The organism is Pseudomonas sp. Z3-6 (assembly GCF_051131985.1).
Taxonomy (GTDB): Bacteria; Pseudomonadota; Gammaproteobacteria; order Pseudomonadales; family Pseudomonadaceae; genus Aquipseudomonas; species Aquipseudomonas zanjanensis.
The window spans coordinates 476778-490996 of the sequence record NZ_CP071644.1 but is presented as its reverse complement, the minus strand read 5'-3'; the positions used below and the strand labels follow the sequence as shown (position 1 = coordinate 490996).

Annotated in this window: 17 protein-coding genes; 15 read left to right on the top strand and 2 right to left on the bottom strand. The window is 63.3% G+C overall.

The features are described from left to right. The first annotated feature begins 6 nt into the window (after positions 1-6). The 6 genes from J3P88_RS02220 (at position 7) to J3P88_RS02195 (ending at position 5022) form a co-directional block, all read left to right on the top strand. Complete coding sequence (locus J3P88_RS02220) at positions 7-903, top strand: TonB family protein (protein WP_434573766.1); 897 nt, start codon at positions 7-9, stop codon at positions 901-903. A gap of 224 nt (positions 904-1127) precedes the next feature. Next, the gene (locus J3P88_RS02215) at positions 1128-1697 is read left to right on the top strand and encodes a YqgE/AlgH family protein (RefSeq protein WP_186710357.1); all 570 of its coding nucleotides are present in this window, start codon (positions 1128-1130) and stop codon (positions 1695-1697) included. After that, a complete protein-coding gene (gene ruvX, locus J3P88_RS02210; protein ID WP_003177497.1) occupies positions 1697-2134 on the top strand; it encodes a Holliday junction resolvase RuvX in 438 nt (145 codons plus the stop codon). The genes J3P88_RS02215 and ruvX overlap by 1 nt, the downstream gene beginning before the upstream one ends. 84 nt (positions 2135-2218) lie before the next feature. Beyond that, entirely contained in the window at positions 2219-2725 is a 507-nt protein-coding gene (pyrR, locus tag J3P88_RS02205; protein ID WP_434573764.1) for a bifunctional pyr operon transcriptional regulator/uracil phosphoribosyltransferase PyrR, read from the top strand. A gap of 24 nt (positions 2726-2749) precedes the next feature. Beyond that, positions 2750-3754 carry an aspartate carbamoyltransferase catalytic subunit gene (locus J3P88_RS02200; RefSeq protein ID WP_003177495.1) on the top strand — a complete coding sequence of 335 codons (1005 nt, stop codon included), beginning with the start codon at positions 2750-2752 and terminating at the stop codon, positions 3752-3754. Further along, on the top strand, positions 3751-5022 hold the full coding sequence (locus tag J3P88_RS02195; protein WP_427002102.1) for a dihydroorotase: 1272 nt from the start codon (positions 3751-3753) through the stop codon (positions 5020-5022). The genes J3P88_RS02200 and J3P88_RS02195 overlap by 4 nt, the downstream gene beginning before the upstream one ends. A gap of 132 nt (positions 5023-5154) precedes the next feature. Here J3P88_RS02195 and J3P88_RS02190 read toward each other — a convergent pair whose 3' ends face one another. Next, positions 5155-5583, bottom strand: a complete 429-nt coding sequence (locus J3P88_RS02190; RefSeq protein ID WP_057449544.1) for an NINE protein — start codon at positions 5581-5583, stop codon at positions 5155-5157. A 248-nt stretch (positions 5584-5831) separates the two neighbouring features. On the opposite strand from J3P88_RS02190, the gene J3P88_RS02185 reads away from it, so the two are divergent. Beyond that, complete coding sequence (locus J3P88_RS02185) at positions 5832-6443, top strand: C40 family peptidase (RefSeq protein ID WP_434573761.1); 612 nt, start codon at positions 5832-5834, stop codon at positions 6441-6443. Between the two features lie 174 nt (positions 6444-6617). Here the strand turns inward: J3P88_RS02185 and J3P88_RS02180 are convergent, their stop codons facing one another. Next, positions 6618-7652, bottom strand: a complete 1035-nt coding sequence (locus J3P88_RS02180) for a type IV pilus twitching motility protein PilT (RefSeq protein WP_053126225.1) — start codon at positions 7650-7652, stop codon at positions 6618-6620. Positions 7653-7705: 53 nt separating this feature from the next. On the opposite strand from J3P88_RS02180, the gene J3P88_RS02175 reads away from it, so the two are divergent. The 8 genes from J3P88_RS02175 (at position 7706) to hemW (ending at position 14213) form a co-directional block, all read left to right on the top strand. Continuing rightward, entirely contained in the window at positions 7706-8392 is a 687-nt protein-coding gene (locus J3P88_RS02175) for a YggS family pyridoxal phosphate-dependent enzyme (RefSeq protein ID WP_434573759.1), read from the top strand. A 35-nt stretch (positions 8393-8427) separates the two neighbouring features. Further along, positions 8428-9246 (top strand): pyrroline-5-carboxylate reductase, encoded by an 819-nt coding sequence (gene proC, locus J3P88_RS02170; protein WP_434573757.1) that lies wholly within the window; start codon positions 8428-8430, stop codon positions 9244-9246. A 10-nt stretch (positions 9247-9256) separates the two neighbouring features. Beyond that, a complete protein-coding gene (locus tag J3P88_RS02165; RefSeq protein WP_072405911.1) occupies positions 9257-9847 on the top strand; it encodes a YggT family protein in 591 nt (196 codons plus the stop codon). A gap of 349 nt (positions 9848-10196) precedes the next feature. Further along, on the top strand, positions 10197-11336 hold the full coding sequence (gene metX / locus J3P88_RS02160) for a homoserine O-succinyltransferase MetX (RefSeq protein ID WP_046063237.1): 1140 nt from the start codon (positions 10197-10199) through the stop codon (positions 11334-11336). Positions 11337-11343: 7 nt separating this feature from the next. Then, positions 11344-11964: a methionine biosynthesis protein MetW gene (metW, locus tag J3P88_RS02155; RefSeq protein ID WP_053126236.1), complete on the top strand. Its 621-nt coding sequence runs from the start codon at positions 11344-11346 to the stop codon at positions 11962-11964. Positions 11965-11989: 25 nt separating this feature from the next. Beyond that, positions 11990-12424: a DUF4426 domain-containing protein gene (locus J3P88_RS02150; protein WP_186707531.1), complete on the top strand. Its 435-nt coding sequence runs from the start codon at positions 11990-11992 to the stop codon at positions 12422-12424. After that, on the top strand, positions 12421-13017 hold the full coding sequence (rdgB, locus tag J3P88_RS02145; protein WP_250963760.1) for an RdgB/HAM1 family non-canonical purine NTP pyrophosphatase: 597 nt from the start codon (positions 12421-12423) through the stop codon (positions 13015-13017). Before J3P88_RS02150 ends, rdgB begins: the two co-directional genes overlap by 4 nt. Continuing rightward, positions 13014-14213 (top strand): radical SAM family heme chaperone HemW, encoded by a 1200-nt coding sequence (gene hemW, locus J3P88_RS02140; RefSeq protein WP_434573753.1) that lies wholly within the window; start codon positions 13014-13016, stop codon positions 14211-14213. The genes rdgB and hemW overlap by 4 nt, the downstream gene beginning before the upstream one ends. Positions 14214-14219: the final 6 nt, after the last annotated feature.

The following is a 14219-nucleotide window of genomic DNA, read 5'->3' as shown; positions in this document are numbered from 1 at the left end:
CTTGTCATGACACTTCCGTCCGATCTGCCCCAAGAGCTCGCCCATCGTGGCGTGCGCCCGGCTGATCGCCTCGGTTTTACCCTGTTCCTGGCGGCGTTGATCCACCTGGCGCTGCTGCTGGGCGTCGGGTTTGCCACAGTCGAGCCCAAGCAGATCAGCCAGACCCTGGAAATTACCCTGGCCACTTTCAAGAGCGAGGCCAAGCCCGAGAAGGCCGATTTCCTTGCCCAGGAAAACCAGCAAGGCAGCGGCACCCTGGAAAAAAAGGCGACCCCCAAGACCACCGAAATCGCGCCGTTCCAGGACAGCACGGTGCAGAAAGTCACCCCGCCGCCGACGGCCAAGCCCGAAGTGCGGGAAACGGCGCCCAAGGCAGCCGTGACCACCGTGGCGCCGAAGCCGAAAAAAGCCCCGGTCAAGGAAGAGGTCAAGCCCGATCCCAAGCCCCAGGCCCCGGTGCCCACCTTCGACAGCTCCCAGCTGTCCAGCGATATCGCCAGCCTGGAAGCCGAACTGGCCCAGGAGCAACAGCTCTACGCCAAGCGCCCGCGCATCCACCGCCTGAGCGCCGCCTCGACCATGCGCGACAAGGGCGCCTGGTACAAGGACGAGTGGCGCAAGAAGGTCGAGCGCATCGGCAACCTCAACTACCCCGACGAAGCGCGGCGCAAACAGATCTACGGCAACCTGCGGCTCATGGTCTCAATCAACCGCGACGGCTCGTTGTATGAAGTGCTGGTGCTCGAATCCTCCGGCCAACCGCTGCTGGACCAGGCAGCCCAGCGCATCGTGCGCCTGGCCGCACCGTTCGCACCGTTTACCGGGGACCTGTCGGACATCGACCGGCTGGAAATCATCCGCACCTGGAAGTTCGCCCGGGGTGACCGGCTTTCCAGTAACTGAGCTGCATCAGTGGTGGACATGGCGCCTGAACCCGCGGCTGATCTACTGTGGGAGCGGGCTTGCTCGCGAAGACGGCGGCCCTGCCACAAGAGATCCGTCGGATGTACTGGCCCCTTCGCGAGCAAGCCCGCTCCCACATTTGACTGGTGTCTCCTTCCAGATCGAGGCATTTCCTGCACATCCCCAGCTTGTCAGTTCGCCCCTGCGCCGCCACACTAGCGCCTATGAAAAACGTCAGCCCCACCTACCTCAAGCATCACTTCCTGATTGCCATGCCGCACATGGCCGATCCGAACTTTGCCCACACCTTGACCTACATCGTCGAGCACACGGCCAATGGGGCCATGGGGCTGGTGGTCAATCGGCCGCAAGAGCTGAACCTGGCGGACATTCTCGAGCAGTTGCGGCCCGAGGTGGAACCGCCACTCTTGTGCCAGCACGTGCCGATTTTCATTGGCGGCCCGGTGCAGACCGATCGCGGTTTCGTGCTCCATCCGTCGGGCCCCAAATTCCAGGCCACGGTGGACCTGGACGGTTTATCGCTGTCCACCTCCCAGGACGTGCTGTTCGCCATCGCCGATGGCGTCGGCCCGGCGAAAAGCCTGATCGCCCTCGGCTATGCCGGCTGGGAGCCCGGGCAACTGGAAGCCGAACTGGCGGATAACGCCTGGCTGACCTGCCCGTTCGACGCCGACATCCTGTTCAATACCAGCAGCGAACTGCGCCTGGAAGCGGCGGCCAGCCGGTTGGGAGTCAACCTCAGCCTGCTCACCAGCCAGGCAGGACACGCCTGATGGCCCTGCGCTTGCTGCTGGGCTTCGATTACGGCACCAAACAGATCGGCGTAGCGGTCGGCCAGGTCATTACCGGCCAGGCCCGCGAGTTGTGCACCTTGAAGGCGCAGAATGGCGTGCCGGACTGGAACCAGGTCGAAGCGCTGATCAAGGAATGGAAACCCGATGCCGTGGTGGTCGGCCTGCCCCTGAACATGGACGGCACGCCCAGTGACATGTGCCTGCGCGCGGAAAAGTTCGCCCGCCGGCTCAATGGCCGCTACAACCTGCCCTTCTATACCCATGACGAGCGCCTGACCACTTTCGAGGCCAAGGGCGAGCGCCTGGTGCGCGGCGGACAGAAAGGCAGTTACCGCGACAACCCGGTGGACGCCATCGCCGCCGCCCTGCTGCTGCAAGGCTGGCTCGACGCCAACGCCGCCCTGTTCGAAACCTGATTTTTTGAAAGCGCCGCCAAGGCGCTTTCTCTTAGCGATAGACCGCGCCATTCACCACCGGCCCGGGAACCTGAAGGAGCCAGCATGAGCCTGCCCAATCCTGCCGAACTGATCAGCCAGATGGCGATTCGTCTCACGGCACACCTGGAACAACGCGGCATCAGCGAACCGCGCTACATCGGCATTCGCACCGGTGGCGTCTGGGTCGCCCAGGCCTTGCTCGAAGCACTGGGCAGCCAATCGCCGCTGGGCACCCTGGACGTGTCCTTCTACCGTGACGACTTCAGCCAGAACGGCCTGCACCCGCAGGTACGCCCCTCGGCGCTGCCGTTCGAGATCGAAGGCCAGCACCTGGTGCTGATCGACGACGTGCTGATGAGCGGCCGGACCATCCGCGCCGCCATGAACGAACTGTTCGACTACGGTCGCCCGGCCAGCGTGACGTTGGTGTGCCTGCTGGACCTGGACGCCGCCGAGCTGCCGATCCGACCGAACGTGGTCGGCGCGACGCTGACGCTGGCCGTCCACGAGCGGGTCAAGCTCTCCGGGCCGTCGCCGCTGCAACTCGAACTGCAAGACCTTGCCCTTTAACTGCCCTTGTAAGAGTCCATCGCGATGACGCCTCTCGAAACCAAGCGCCCGCTGCAGCTCAACGATCAGGGCCAGCTGCGGCACTTCCTGTCCCTCGACGGCCTGCGCCGCGAGCTGCTGACGGAAATCCTCGACACCGCCGACTCCTTCCTCGAAGTCGGCGCCCGGGCGGTTAAAAAAGTCCCGTTGCTGCGCGGCAAGACCGTGTGCAACGTGTTCTTCGAAAACTCCACCCGCACCCGCACCACCTTCGAACTGGCGGCCCAGCGGTTGTCGGCGGACGTGATCACCCTCAACGTGTCCACGTCCTCGGCGAGCAAGGGCGAAACCCTGCTCGACACCCTGCGCAACCTTGAAGCCATGGCCGCCGACATGTTTGTCGTGCGCCACGGTGATTCGGGCGCGGCGCACTTCATTGCCGAACATGTCTGCCCGCAAGTGGCGATCATCAACGGCGGCGACGGCCGTCACGCGCACCCGACCCAGGGCATGCTCGACATGCTGACCATCCGTCGGCACAAGGGCAGCTTCGAGAACCTGTCCGTAGCGATCGTCGGTGACATCCTGCACTCGCGGGTGGCCCGCTCGAACATGCTGGCCCTCAAGACCCTCGGTTGCCCGGACATCCGCGTGATCGCGCCGAAAACCCTGCTGCCCATCGGCGTCGAGCAATACGGCGTGAAGGTCTACACCGACATGACCGAAGGCCTCAAGGATGTGGACGTGGTGATCATGCTGCGCCTGCAACGCGAGCGCATGACCGGTGGCCTGCTGCCCAGCGAAGGCGAGTTCTACCGCCTGTTCGGCCTGACCACGGCGCGCCTGGCCGGGGCCAAGCCGGATGCCATCGTCATGCACCCAGGCCCGATCAACCGCGGCGTGGAGATCGAGTCGGCGGTGGCCGACGGGCCGCACTCGGTGATCCTCAACCAGGTGACCTACGGCATCGCCATCCGCATGGCCGTGCTGTCCATGGCCATGAGCGGACAAACGGCCCAGCGCCAATTCGACCAGGAGAACGCCCAGTGAAGCTCAGCATTCTCGGCGCACGCGTGATCGATCCAGCCAGCGGCCTGGATCAAGTGACTGATATTCATATCGATGCCTGCAAGATCGTCGCCCTTGGCGCGGCGCCGACAGGTTTCGTCGCCGCCGAAATCCTCGACGCCCAAGGCCTGGTGGCCGCGCCCGGCCTGGTGGATCTGAACGTTGCCCTGCGCGAACCGGGCTACAGCCGCAAAGGCAGCATCATCAGCGAAACCCGCGCCGCCGCCGCCGGTGGCGTGACCAGCCTGTGCTGCCCGCCGCAGACCAAACCGGTGCTGGACACCTCGGCCGTGGCCGAACTGATCCTCGACCGCGCCCGTGAAGCCGGCAACACCAAGGTCTTCCCGATTGGCGCACTGAGCAAAGGCCTGGAAGGCGAACAACTGGCCGAGCTCATCGCCCTGCGTGACGCCGGGTGCGTGGCGTTCGGCAATGGCCTGAACAGTTTCCGCAACACCCGTACCCTGTGCCGTGCCCTGGAATACGCGGCGACTTTCGGCCTGACGGTGATTTTCAACTCCCAGGACCATGACCTGGCCGAAGGTGGCCTCGCCCATGAAGGCCCGACCGCCAGCTTCCTCGGCCTGCCGGGCATCCCGGAAACCGCCGAGACCGTGGCCCTGGCCCGGGACCTGCTGTTGGTGGAACAGAGCGGCGTGCGCGCCCACTTCAGCCAACTGACCAGTGCCCGCGGCGCCGCATTGATCGCCCAGGCCCAGGCCCGCGGCTTGCCGGTGACCGCCGACGTCGCGCTGTATCAGTTGATCCTCACCGACGAAGCGCTGATCGATTTCAACAGCGTCTACCACGTCCAGCCGCCGCTGCGCACTCGCGCCGACCGCGATGGCCTGCGCGAGGCCGTGAAATCTGGCGTGATCTCGGCCATCTCGAGCCATCACCAACCCCACGAGCGCGATGCCAAGCTGGCTCCGTTCGGCGCCACCGAACCGGGCATCAGCAGCGTCGAACTGCTGCTGCCGCTGGCCCTGACGCTGGTGGAAGACGGTTTGCTGGATTTGCCGACCTTGCTGGCGCGCCTGAGCGCCGGCCCGGCCCAGGCGCTGCAACTGCCGGCGGGGAAACTCGCGGTGGGCGCAGCAGCGGACCTGGTGCTGTTCGACCCAGCCGCGTCAACCGTGGCCGGTGAAGCCTGGCGCTCCAAGGGCGACAACTGCCCGTTCCTCGGCCACAGCCTGCCGGGCGTGGTGCGTTATACGCTGATGGATGGGCGCATCACTCACCAGGCCTGAAAAACCGCGTCGCCTGCTTCGCGAGCAAGCCCGCTCCCACACTTGGTCCGAGGTGCTCACAATAATGTGCTCACCGACGATCCCTGTGGGAGCGGGCTTGCTCGCGAATGCAGGCGACTCGATCTGACTGGCTTAGTGAAAAGCCCCACGCTTCTGCGCATTCCGAATCGACACCTGATCATTCAGCGTCCAGAAGTCATACAGCACCCCAAGGAAAAACACCCCACCGGTCAGCAGGTAGAGGATCCCGCTGAGCCACTTGCCCTGATACATCCGGTGTACGCCCAGCACCCCCAGGAACGTCAGCAGAATCCAAGCCACGCTGTACTCGATGGGCCCGGGGGTGAAACGCAGGTCCGCTTCGCGGTCCATGGCCGGGATCAGGAACAGGTCGATCAACCAACCGATGCCCAGCAGGCCGAAGGTGAAAAACCAGATCGTGCCCGTGACCGGCTTGCCATAATAGAAACGGTGAGCGCCGGTAAAACCGAAAATCCACAGCAGATACCCGATGACTTTGCTGTGGGTATCGCGGATTGCGTCCTGCTGATAGCTGTTCATGAATGCCTCTTTTGCCTCGATAGAAAAATTTGTTCTGACTTTTTGTGACTTTTTTGTGTCTCGCCGACAAGCGGTCCTGGACGACTCGGACCGAGGAAACGCCCGTGGTACCGGGCTTCTGTCGGACAATCAAGTCAAATTGCCGCAGTGGTGCAGGGTTTACGCTGGGTTTCGGATCGACAAACGGCCTCGGAATGGCAAAAAAAGCTGTTATAAAGTTGCGCGCTAACCTTTATGAGCCCTGCCTAATGCGTCCATTTTTCAAGACATGGCTAACCATTTGCCTATTATTGCCACTGGCCGCCCACGCCACCAATCGTGAGCAACGTCTTCCCAACGTCAACGGCTACACCCCGAAATCCCATGTTTCTGCTCCTCCGAGCAAGAACAAGCAGGGCGTCCAGCGCGTGAGCACCGCTCACAGTCGCCTGGTGCCACCCATGGCGACCAAGACGACCAGCAACGTGCTGAGCCGCGCCGTGAATGTGCTCGGCACACCTTATCGTTGGGGCGGCAGCAGCCCAAGTAAAGGTTTCGATTGCAGTGGCTTGGTGAAATACGCGTTCAACGACGCCACGTTCGACCTGCCGCGCACCTCCAACGCCATGGCTGCTGGTCATGGCGAGAAAGTCGAGCGCAAGGACCTCAAGCCCGGCGACCTGATTTTCTTCAAGCTCAAGAGCCGCCGGGTCAACCACGTGGCCATCTACCTGGGCAACGACCGCTTCATCCACGCCCCGCGCCGTGGCAAGTCGGTGACCATCGACACGCTGAACAAACCGTACTGGAATACCCATTACGTGGTCGCCAAACGGGTGCTGCCGAAAGAGCCTGGGGCGATGCGCGTGGTTCAGCGCTGATCCGAAAAGCTCGCATGGCCCTTGTGGCGAGGGAGCTTGCTCCCGCCGGGCTGCGAAGCAGCCCCAAACCAGACGCCACCGTCACCCAGACAGTTCCAGGCAGCCGCCTTCAGGGCCGCTCCGCGCCCCAGCGGGAGCAAGCTCCCTCGCCACAACGCGGTACTGCCTCCTACCCTAGAAATTATCCGGCGTACGCGCCCGCTCCCGGGCATGTTCGCGGCTGATCAAGCCCTTGTTCACCAAATCCTTCAAACACATGTCCAGCGTCTGCATCCCCAGCGAGCCGCCGGTCTGGATGGATGAGTACATCTGCGCCACCTTGTCTTCCCGGATCAGGTTCCGAATGGCCGAGGTCCCCAGCATGATTTCATGGGCCGCGACCCGGCCGCCGCCGATCTTCTTGATCAGCGTCTGGGATATCACCGCTTGCAACGACTCCGACAACATCGAGCGAACCATCGACTTCTCGTCGCCGGGGAACACGTCCACCACCCGATCGATGGTCTTTGCCGCCGACGTGGTGTGCAAGGTGCCGAACACCAGGTGCCCGGTTTCAGCGGCGGTCAGCGCCAGGCGGATGGTTTCCAGGTCGCGCATCTCGCCCACCAGGATCACGTCCGGGTCCTCCCGCAAGGCTGAACGCAAGGCCGTGGAGAAGCCTTGGGTGTCGCGGTGCACCTCGCGCTGGTTGATCAGGCATTTGCGCGGTTCGTGAACGAATTCGATAGGGTCTTCGATGGTGAGGATGTGATGGTGCTTGTGGCTGTTGAGGTGGTCGATCATGGCCGCCAGGGTGGTGGACTTGCCTGAGCCGGTCGGCCCGGTCACCAGCACCAGCCCGCGCGGCGCCTCGGTGATTTTGCGAAACACTTCGCCCATCCCCAGGTCTTCCATGGTCAGGACTTTCGATGGAATGGTCCGGAACACCGCCCCCGCGCCGCGATTCTGGTTGAAGGCGTTGACCCGAAACCGCGCGACGCCCGGCACGTCGAAGGAAAAGTCGGTTTCCAGAAACTTTTCGTAATCCACCCGTTGCCGGTCGTTCATGATGTCGTAGATCAATTCATGGACCTGCTTGTGGTCCAGCGCCGGCAGGTTGATCCGCCGTACGTCACCATCCACGCGGATCATCGGCGGCAGCCCGGCGGACAGGTGCAGGTCCGACGCCCCCTGTTTGGCGCTGAAGGCCAGCAGTTCAGTGATATCCATAGCGCTCCTCAATTCCAGTAGAATGCCGCGAACCTCACCGCTGGCGCTTCTTTATGTCCACGATAGCAGACAACATTGCTCAGGTTAGTTCGCGTATCCGCACGGCGGAGCAGACCGCCCAACGTGCCGAAGGCAGCGTCCAACTGCTGGCCGTGAGCAAGACCAAGCCCGCCCAGGCCCTGCGTGAAGCCTATGCCGCCGGCCTGCGGGACTTCGGCGAGAACTACCTGCAAGAGGCCTTGAGCAAACAGGCCGAATTGACCGACCTGCCCTTGATCTGGCACTTCATCGGCCCCATTCAATCGAACAAGACGCGTGCTATCGCCGAACACTTCGATTGGGTGCATTCCGTGGATCGCTTGAAAATTGCACAGCGCCTGTCCGAGCAGCGTCCGGCCGAATTGCCGCCGCTGAACATCTGCATCCAGGTCAATGTCAGCGGTGAAGCCAGCAAATCCGGCTGCACTCCGGCCGACCTGCCCGCCCTCGCCAATGCCATCAGTGCTTTGCCACGCTTGAAGCTGCGCGGGCTGATGGCAATTCCCGAACCCACCGATGACCGCACCGCCCAGGATGCGGCCTTCGCCGCCGTTCAACGCCTGCAAGCCAGCCTGGCACTGCCACTGGACACACTTTCCATGGGCATGAGCCACGACCTTGAGTCGGCCATTGCCCAAGGCGCCACCTGGGTGCGCATCGGCACTGCCCTGTTTGGCGCCCGCGACTACGGTCACTCCTGAACCATGGCCGACTCATCTCTTTATAAGGACCTGTCATGAGCAACACGCGTATTGCTTTCATCGGCGCCGGCAACATGGCCGCCAGCCTGATCGGCGGCCTGCGGGCCAAGGGTCTGGACGCTTCTCTGATCCGCGCCAGCGATCCAGGTGAAGAGACCCGCACCCGAGTCAGCGCCGAGCACGGCATCGAGACCTTTGCCGACAACGCCCAGGCCATCGACGGCGCGGACGTCATCGTGCTGGCGGTCAAGCCGCAAGCGATGAAAACCGTCTGCGAGGCCCTGCGCCCAAGCCTCAAGCCCCATCAACTGGTGGTGTCGATTGCAGCGGGTATCACCTGCGCCAGCATGAACAACTGGCTCGGCGAGCAGCCGATCGTACGCTGCATGCCCAACACCCCGGCGCTGCTGCGCCAGGGTGTCAGCGGCCTGTTCGCCACCGAACAGGTGAGCGCCGAACAACGCCAGCAGGCCGAAACGCTGCTGTCGGCCGTGGGCCTGGCCCTGTGGCTGGACACCGAACAGCAATTGGACGCCGTCACCGCCGTCTCCGGCTCGGGGCCGGCGTACTTCTTCCTGCTGATCGAAGCCATGACCGCCGCTGGCGAGAAGCTTGGCCTGAGCCGGGAAACCGCCGCCCAGTTGACCTTGCAGACCGCCCTCGGTGCCGCGCACATGGCGGTGTCCAGCGACGTCGATGCGGCCGAGCTGCGCCGCCGCGTGACTTCGCCGGCCGGCACCACAGAAGCGGCCATCAAATCGTTCCAGGCCGGGGGCTTCGAAGCCCTGGTGGAAAAAGCACTCGGCGCCGCCGCGCACCGCTCGGCCGAAATGGCCGAACAACTGGGCCAATAAGGAGCCATTCATGATTGGATTGAACACTGCAGCGGTCTACGTGCTGCAAACCCTCGGCAGCCTGTACCTGCTGATCGTGCTGCTGCGCTTCGTGCTGCAACTGGTGCGTGCCAACTTCTACAACCCGTTGTGCCAGTTCATCGTCAAGGCCACCCAGCCGCTGCTCAAGCCGCTGCGCCGGATCATCCCGAGCCTGTTCGGCCTGGACATGTCGTCGCTGGTCCTGGCGATCCTGGTGCAATTGGCATTGATGGCCCTGACCTTGCTGCTGACCTACGGCACCACCGGCAACCCGCTGCAACTGCTGATCTGGTCGATCATTGGCGTGACCGCGCTGTTCCTGAAGATTTTCTTCTTCGCCATGATCATCAGCGTGATCCTGTCGTGGGTCGCGCCGGGCAGCCATAACCCGGGTGCCGAACTGGTGAACCAGATCTGCGAGCCGGCCCTGGCACCGTTCCGCCGCATCGTGCCGAACCTGGGTGGCCTGGACATCTCGCCGATCCTGGCGTTCATGGTGCTCAAGCTGATCGACATGCTGGTGATCAATAACCTGGCGGCAATGACCATGATGCCGGAGATCCTGCGGTTGCTGATCTAAAGCACGCTGCAACTTTTCCTGTGGCGAGGGAGCTTGCTCCCGCTGGGCTCTGTAGGAGCTGGCGAAGCCTGCGATCTTTTGATCTTGATCTTGATCTTGATCTTTCGCTCACGACTCAATTGTCAGGGGAAAGATCGCAGCCTCGTTGCACTCGGCAGCTCCTACACAGCTCCTACGGGGCCGCTTCGCGCTGGAGCGCCAGCCCGCCCCAGCGGGAGCAAGCTCCCTCGCCACAGATTGATCCAGTCGCCACAGGGTTTGCATCAGCGGACAATCAGCGCCGCCGTTTGCTTGCCGCTAACCCCAGCGGTCTTTAGACTTACGCCTCATTTCAACGCGAGCAGGGTCGATGCCAGCTGCCTTTCCCCCCGATTCCGTTGGTCTGGTGACGCCGCAAACGGCGCATTTCAGCGAGCCCCTGGCCCTGGCCTGCGGCCGTTCGTTGCCAGCCTATGACCTGATCTACGAAACCTACGGCACCCTCAACGCCACGGCGAGCAATGCCGTGTTGATTTGCCACGCCTTGTCGGGGCATCACCATGCCGCCGGCTACCACAGCATCGACGACCGCAAGCCCGGCTGGTGGGATAGCTGCATTGGCCCGGGCAAGCCCATCGACACCAGCAAGTTTTTCGTGGTCAGCCTGAACAACCTCGGCGGTTGCAACGGCTCCACCGGCCCCAGCAGCCTCAACCCGGACACCGGCAAGCCCTTCGGCGCCGATTTCCCGGTACTGACCGTGGAAGATTGGGTCCATAGCCAGGCGCGCCTGGCCGACCGCCTCGGCATCGGCCAGTGGGCGGCGGTGATCGGTGGCAGCCTGGGCGGCATGCAGGCCCTGCAATGGACCATCACCTACCCGGACCGCGTGCGCCACTGCCTGGCAATCGCCTCGGCGCCCAAGCTGTCGGCGCAGAACATCGCCTTCAACGAAGTGGCGCGCCAGGCGATCCTCACCGACCCGGAATTCCACGGCGGTTCGTTCCAGGAACACGGCGTGATCCCCAAGCGTGGGCTGATGCTGGCGCGCATGGTCGGGCACATCACCTACCTGTCCGACGACTCCATGGGCGAGAAATTCGGCCGAGGACTCAAGAGCGAGAAGCTCAACTACGACTTCCACAGCGTCGAGTTCCAGGTCGAGAGTTACCTGCGTTATCAAGGTGAAGAGTTCTCCGGGCGTTTCGACGCCAACACCTACCTGTTGATGACCAAGGCGCTGGACTACTTCGATCCGGCGGCGAACTTCGACGATAACCTGGCGAAAACCTTCGCCAACGCCACCGCCAAGTTCTGTGTGATGTCGTTCACCACCGACTGGCGCTTCTCCCCGGCGCGCTCGCGGGAGCTGGTGGATGCGCTGATGGCCGCGCGCAAGGACGTCTGCTACTTGGAAATCGACGCGCCCCAGGGCCACGACGCCTTTTTGATCCCGATCCCGCGCTACCTGCAGGCGTTCGGCAACTACATGAACCGTATAACGCTGTGAGGACGCCATGAGAGCCGATCTGGACATCATCCAGGAATGGATCCCCGCCGGCAGCCGCGTGCTCGACCTGGGCTGCGGCAACGGCGAACTGCTGACCTGGCTGCGGGACAACAAGCAAGTCACCGGCTACGGCCTGGAAAACGACCCGGACAACATTGCCGAGTGCGTCGCCAAGGGCATCAACGTCATCGAGCAGGACCTGGACAAGGGCCTGGGCAACTTCGCCAGCAACAGCTTCGACATCGTGGTCATGACCCAGGCCCTGCAAGCGGTGCACTACCCGGACAAGATCCTCGACGAAATGCTGCGGGTCGGACGCCAGTGCATCATCACCTTCCCCAACTTCGGCCACTGGCGCTGCCGCTGGTACCTGGCGAGCAAGGGCCGCATGCCGGTCTCGGATTTCCTGCCCTACACCTGGTACAACACGCCGAACATCCACTTCTGCACCTTCAAGGATTTCGAAGCGCTGTGCCACGAACGTGAGGCCAAGGTCATCGATCGCCTGGCCGTGGACCAACAGCACCGCCACGGGTGGGCCAGCAAGCTATGGCCTAATCTGTTAGGGGAAATAGGCATCTATCGGGTCAGCAGCCCAGGCCTGGCCGATCATCAGGTCGCGGTGTGAGCCCCGGCCTCACCAGGAGCACGACATGAAACGTCTAGCGTTGTTTTTGATCACCGCTTGCCTGAGCGTTGGCGCCATGGCCGCCGACGCCATCAAGGCCGAGCGCATGGAAAAATTCGGTGATATCACCGTGCACTACAACACCTTCAACTCCACGTTCCTGACGCCCGACATCGCCAAGGCAGCCGAGCTGATTCGCAGCAAGAACCAGGGCGTGATCAATATTTCGGTGATCAAGGGCGGCAAGCCCTTGATGGCCCAGGTCAGCGGCACGGTGAAAGACCTCACCAGCCAGAGCATCCCGCTGCAATTCAAGCAGGTGATCGAGCAAGGCGCGATCTACTACATCGCCCAGTATCCGGTGCCCCAGCAGGAAAACCGCACCTTCGAGATCCAGGTGCGGATCGGCGACAAGATCAACACCCTCAACTTCAACCAGGAACTGTTCCCGGGCCAATGATCAACCTTACCCAACTCGTGCTGGCCAGCCACAACGCCGGCAAACTCAAGGAACTGCAGGCCATGCTCGGCGGGTCGGTGCAGTTGCGCTCCATCGGCGAATTCAGCCAGGTGGAACCGGAGGAGACTGGCCTGTCGTTCGTCGAGAACGCCATTCTCAAGGCCCGCAATGCCGCGCGTATCTCCGGTCTGCCAGCGCTGGCCGACGATTCCGGACTGGCCGTGGATTTCCTCGGCGGTGCGCCGGGCATTTACTCGGCCCGTTACGCTGACGGCAAAGGTGACGCGGCGAACAACGCCAAGCTGCTCGACGCCCTCAAGGACGTGCCCGAAGCCGAGCGCGGCGCGCAGTTCGTCTGTGTGCTGGCCTTGGTCCGCCACGCCGACGATCCGTTGCCGATCCTCTGCGAGGGCCTGTGGCACGGGCGCATTCTCACCGAGGCCAGCGGCGAGCACGGTTTTGGCTACGACCCGTTGTTCTGGGTGCCGGAGCGCAATTGCTCCAGCGCCGAGCTGGGGCCGGTGGAAAAAAACCAACTGAGCCACCGCGCCCGCGCCATGGCCCTGCTGCGTCAACGCCTGGGCCTGCAATGATCGATGACGCTCCCGCACCGCTGATTCATGGCGGTGTCCAAACGCCTCGGGCGCCGCTGCCGGTGCTGCCGCCCCTGGCGTTGTACGTCCACATCCCGTGGTGCGTGCGCAAATGCCCGTATTGCGACTTCAACTCCCACACCGCCAGTCCGCAGTTGCCGGAAGAAGAGTATGTCGACGCCCTGCTGGCCGACCTCGACCAGGACCTGCACGCGGTTTACGGTCGCCCGCTGAGCTCGATCTTCTTCGGTGGCGGCACCCCGAGCCTGTTCAGCGCCCAGGCCTTGGGCCGCTTGCTCAAGGGTGTCGAAGCGCGGATACCGTTCGCCCAGGACATTGAAATCACCTTGGAAGCCAACCCCGGCACGTTCGAGCAGGAAAAGTTCGTCGCCTACCGGGCCCTGGGCATCAATCGCTTGTCCATCGGCATCCAGAGCTTCCAGCAGGCCAAGCTCGAAGCCTTGGGCCGGATCCATAACGGTGACGAGGCGGTGCGCGCCGCCGGCATGGCCCGCCAGGCCGGGTTCGACAATTTCAACCTGGACCTGATGCATGGGCTGCCCGACCAGTCCCTCGACGACGCCTTGAGCGACCTGCGCCAGGCCATCGCCTTGAAGCCGACCCACCTGTCCTGGTACCAATTGACGCTGGAGCCGAACACGGTGTTCTGGAACCAGCCGCCGACCTTGCCCGAAGACGACACGCTGTGGGACATCCAGGAAGCCGGGCAGGCCTTGCTGGCCGAACACGGCTACGGCCAATACGAAGTCTCGGCCTACGCCCAGCCCGGTCGGGCGGCGCGGCATAACCTCAATTACTGGAGTTTCGGCGACTTCATCGGCATCGGTGCCGGCGCCCACGGCAAGCTCAGCCATCCGGACGGGCGCATCGTGCGCACCTGGAAGACCCGCCTGCCCAAGGACTACCTCAACCCAGCCAAAAGCTTCCAGGCCGGCGAGAAAATCCTGGCCAACGAAGAACTGCCATTCGAGTTCCTGATGAACGCCCTGCGCCTGACCGCAGGCGTGGAAGCGCGGCTGTACCCGGAGCGCACCGGGCTGCCACTTGAAAGCCTGGCCGAAGGCCGGCGCGAGGCCGAACAAAGCGGGTTGTTGCAGGTCGAACCGACACGTCTGGCGGCCACCGAGCGCGGACAGCTGTTTCTCAATGACTTGCTGCAGACATTTCTGAGCTGATCAACA

Coding starts and splice junctions, on each gene's coding strand:
- J3P88_RS02220 (WP_434573766.1), top strand. CDS start 7: ATGACACTTCCGTCCGATCTGCCCCAAGAGCTCGCCCATCGTGGCGTG.
- J3P88_RS02215 (WP_186710357.1), top strand. CDS start 1,128: ATGAAAAACGTCAGCCCCACCTACCTCAAGCATCACTTCCTGATTGCC.
- ruvX (WP_003177497.1), top strand. CDS start 1,697: ATGGCCCTGCGCTTGCTGCTGGGCTTCGATTACGGCACCAAACAGATC.
- pyrR (WP_434573764.1), top strand. CDS start 2,219: ATGAGCCTGCCCAATCCTGCCGAACTGATCAGCCAGATGGCGATTCGT.
- J3P88_RS02200 (WP_003177495.1), top strand. CDS start 2,750: ATGACGCCTCTCGAAACCAAGCGCCCGCTGCAGCTCAACGATCAGGGC.
- J3P88_RS02190 (WP_057449544.1), bottom strand. CDS start 5,583: ATGAACAGCTATCAGCAGGACGCAATCCGCGATACCCACAGCAAAGTC.
- J3P88_RS02185 (WP_434573761.1), top strand. CDS start 5,832: ATGCGTCCATTTTTCAAGACATGGCTAACCATTTGCCTATTATTGCCA.
- J3P88_RS02180 (WP_053126225.1), bottom strand. CDS start 7,652: ATGGATATCACTGAACTGCTGGCCTTCAGCGCCAAACAGGGGGCGTCG.
- J3P88_RS02175 (WP_434573759.1), top strand. CDS start 7,706: ATGTCCACGATAGCAGACAACATTGCTCAGGTTAGTTCGCGTATCCGC.
- proC (WP_434573757.1), top strand. CDS start 8,428: ATGAGCAACACGCGTATTGCTTTCATCGGCGCCGGCAACATGGCCGCC.
- J3P88_RS02165 (WP_072405911.1), top strand. CDS start 9,257: ATGATTGGATTGAACACTGCAGCGGTCTACGTGCTGCAAACCCTCGGC.
- metX (WP_046063237.1), top strand. CDS start 10,197: ATGCCAGCTGCCTTTCCCCCCGATTCCGTTGGTCTGGTGACGCCGCAA.
- metW (WP_053126236.1), top strand. CDS start 11,344: ATGAGAGCCGATCTGGACATCATCCAGGAATGGATCCCCGCCGGCAGC.
- J3P88_RS02150 (WP_186707531.1), top strand. CDS start 11,990: ATGAAACGTCTAGCGTTGTTTTTGATCACCGCTTGCCTGAGCGTTGGC.
- rdgB (WP_250963760.1), top strand. CDS start 12,421: ATGATCAACCTTACCCAACTCGTGCTGGCCAGCCACAACGCCGGCAAA.
- hemW (WP_434573753.1), top strand. CDS start 13,014: ATGATCGATGACGCTCCCGCACCGCTGATTCATGGCGGTGTCCAAACG.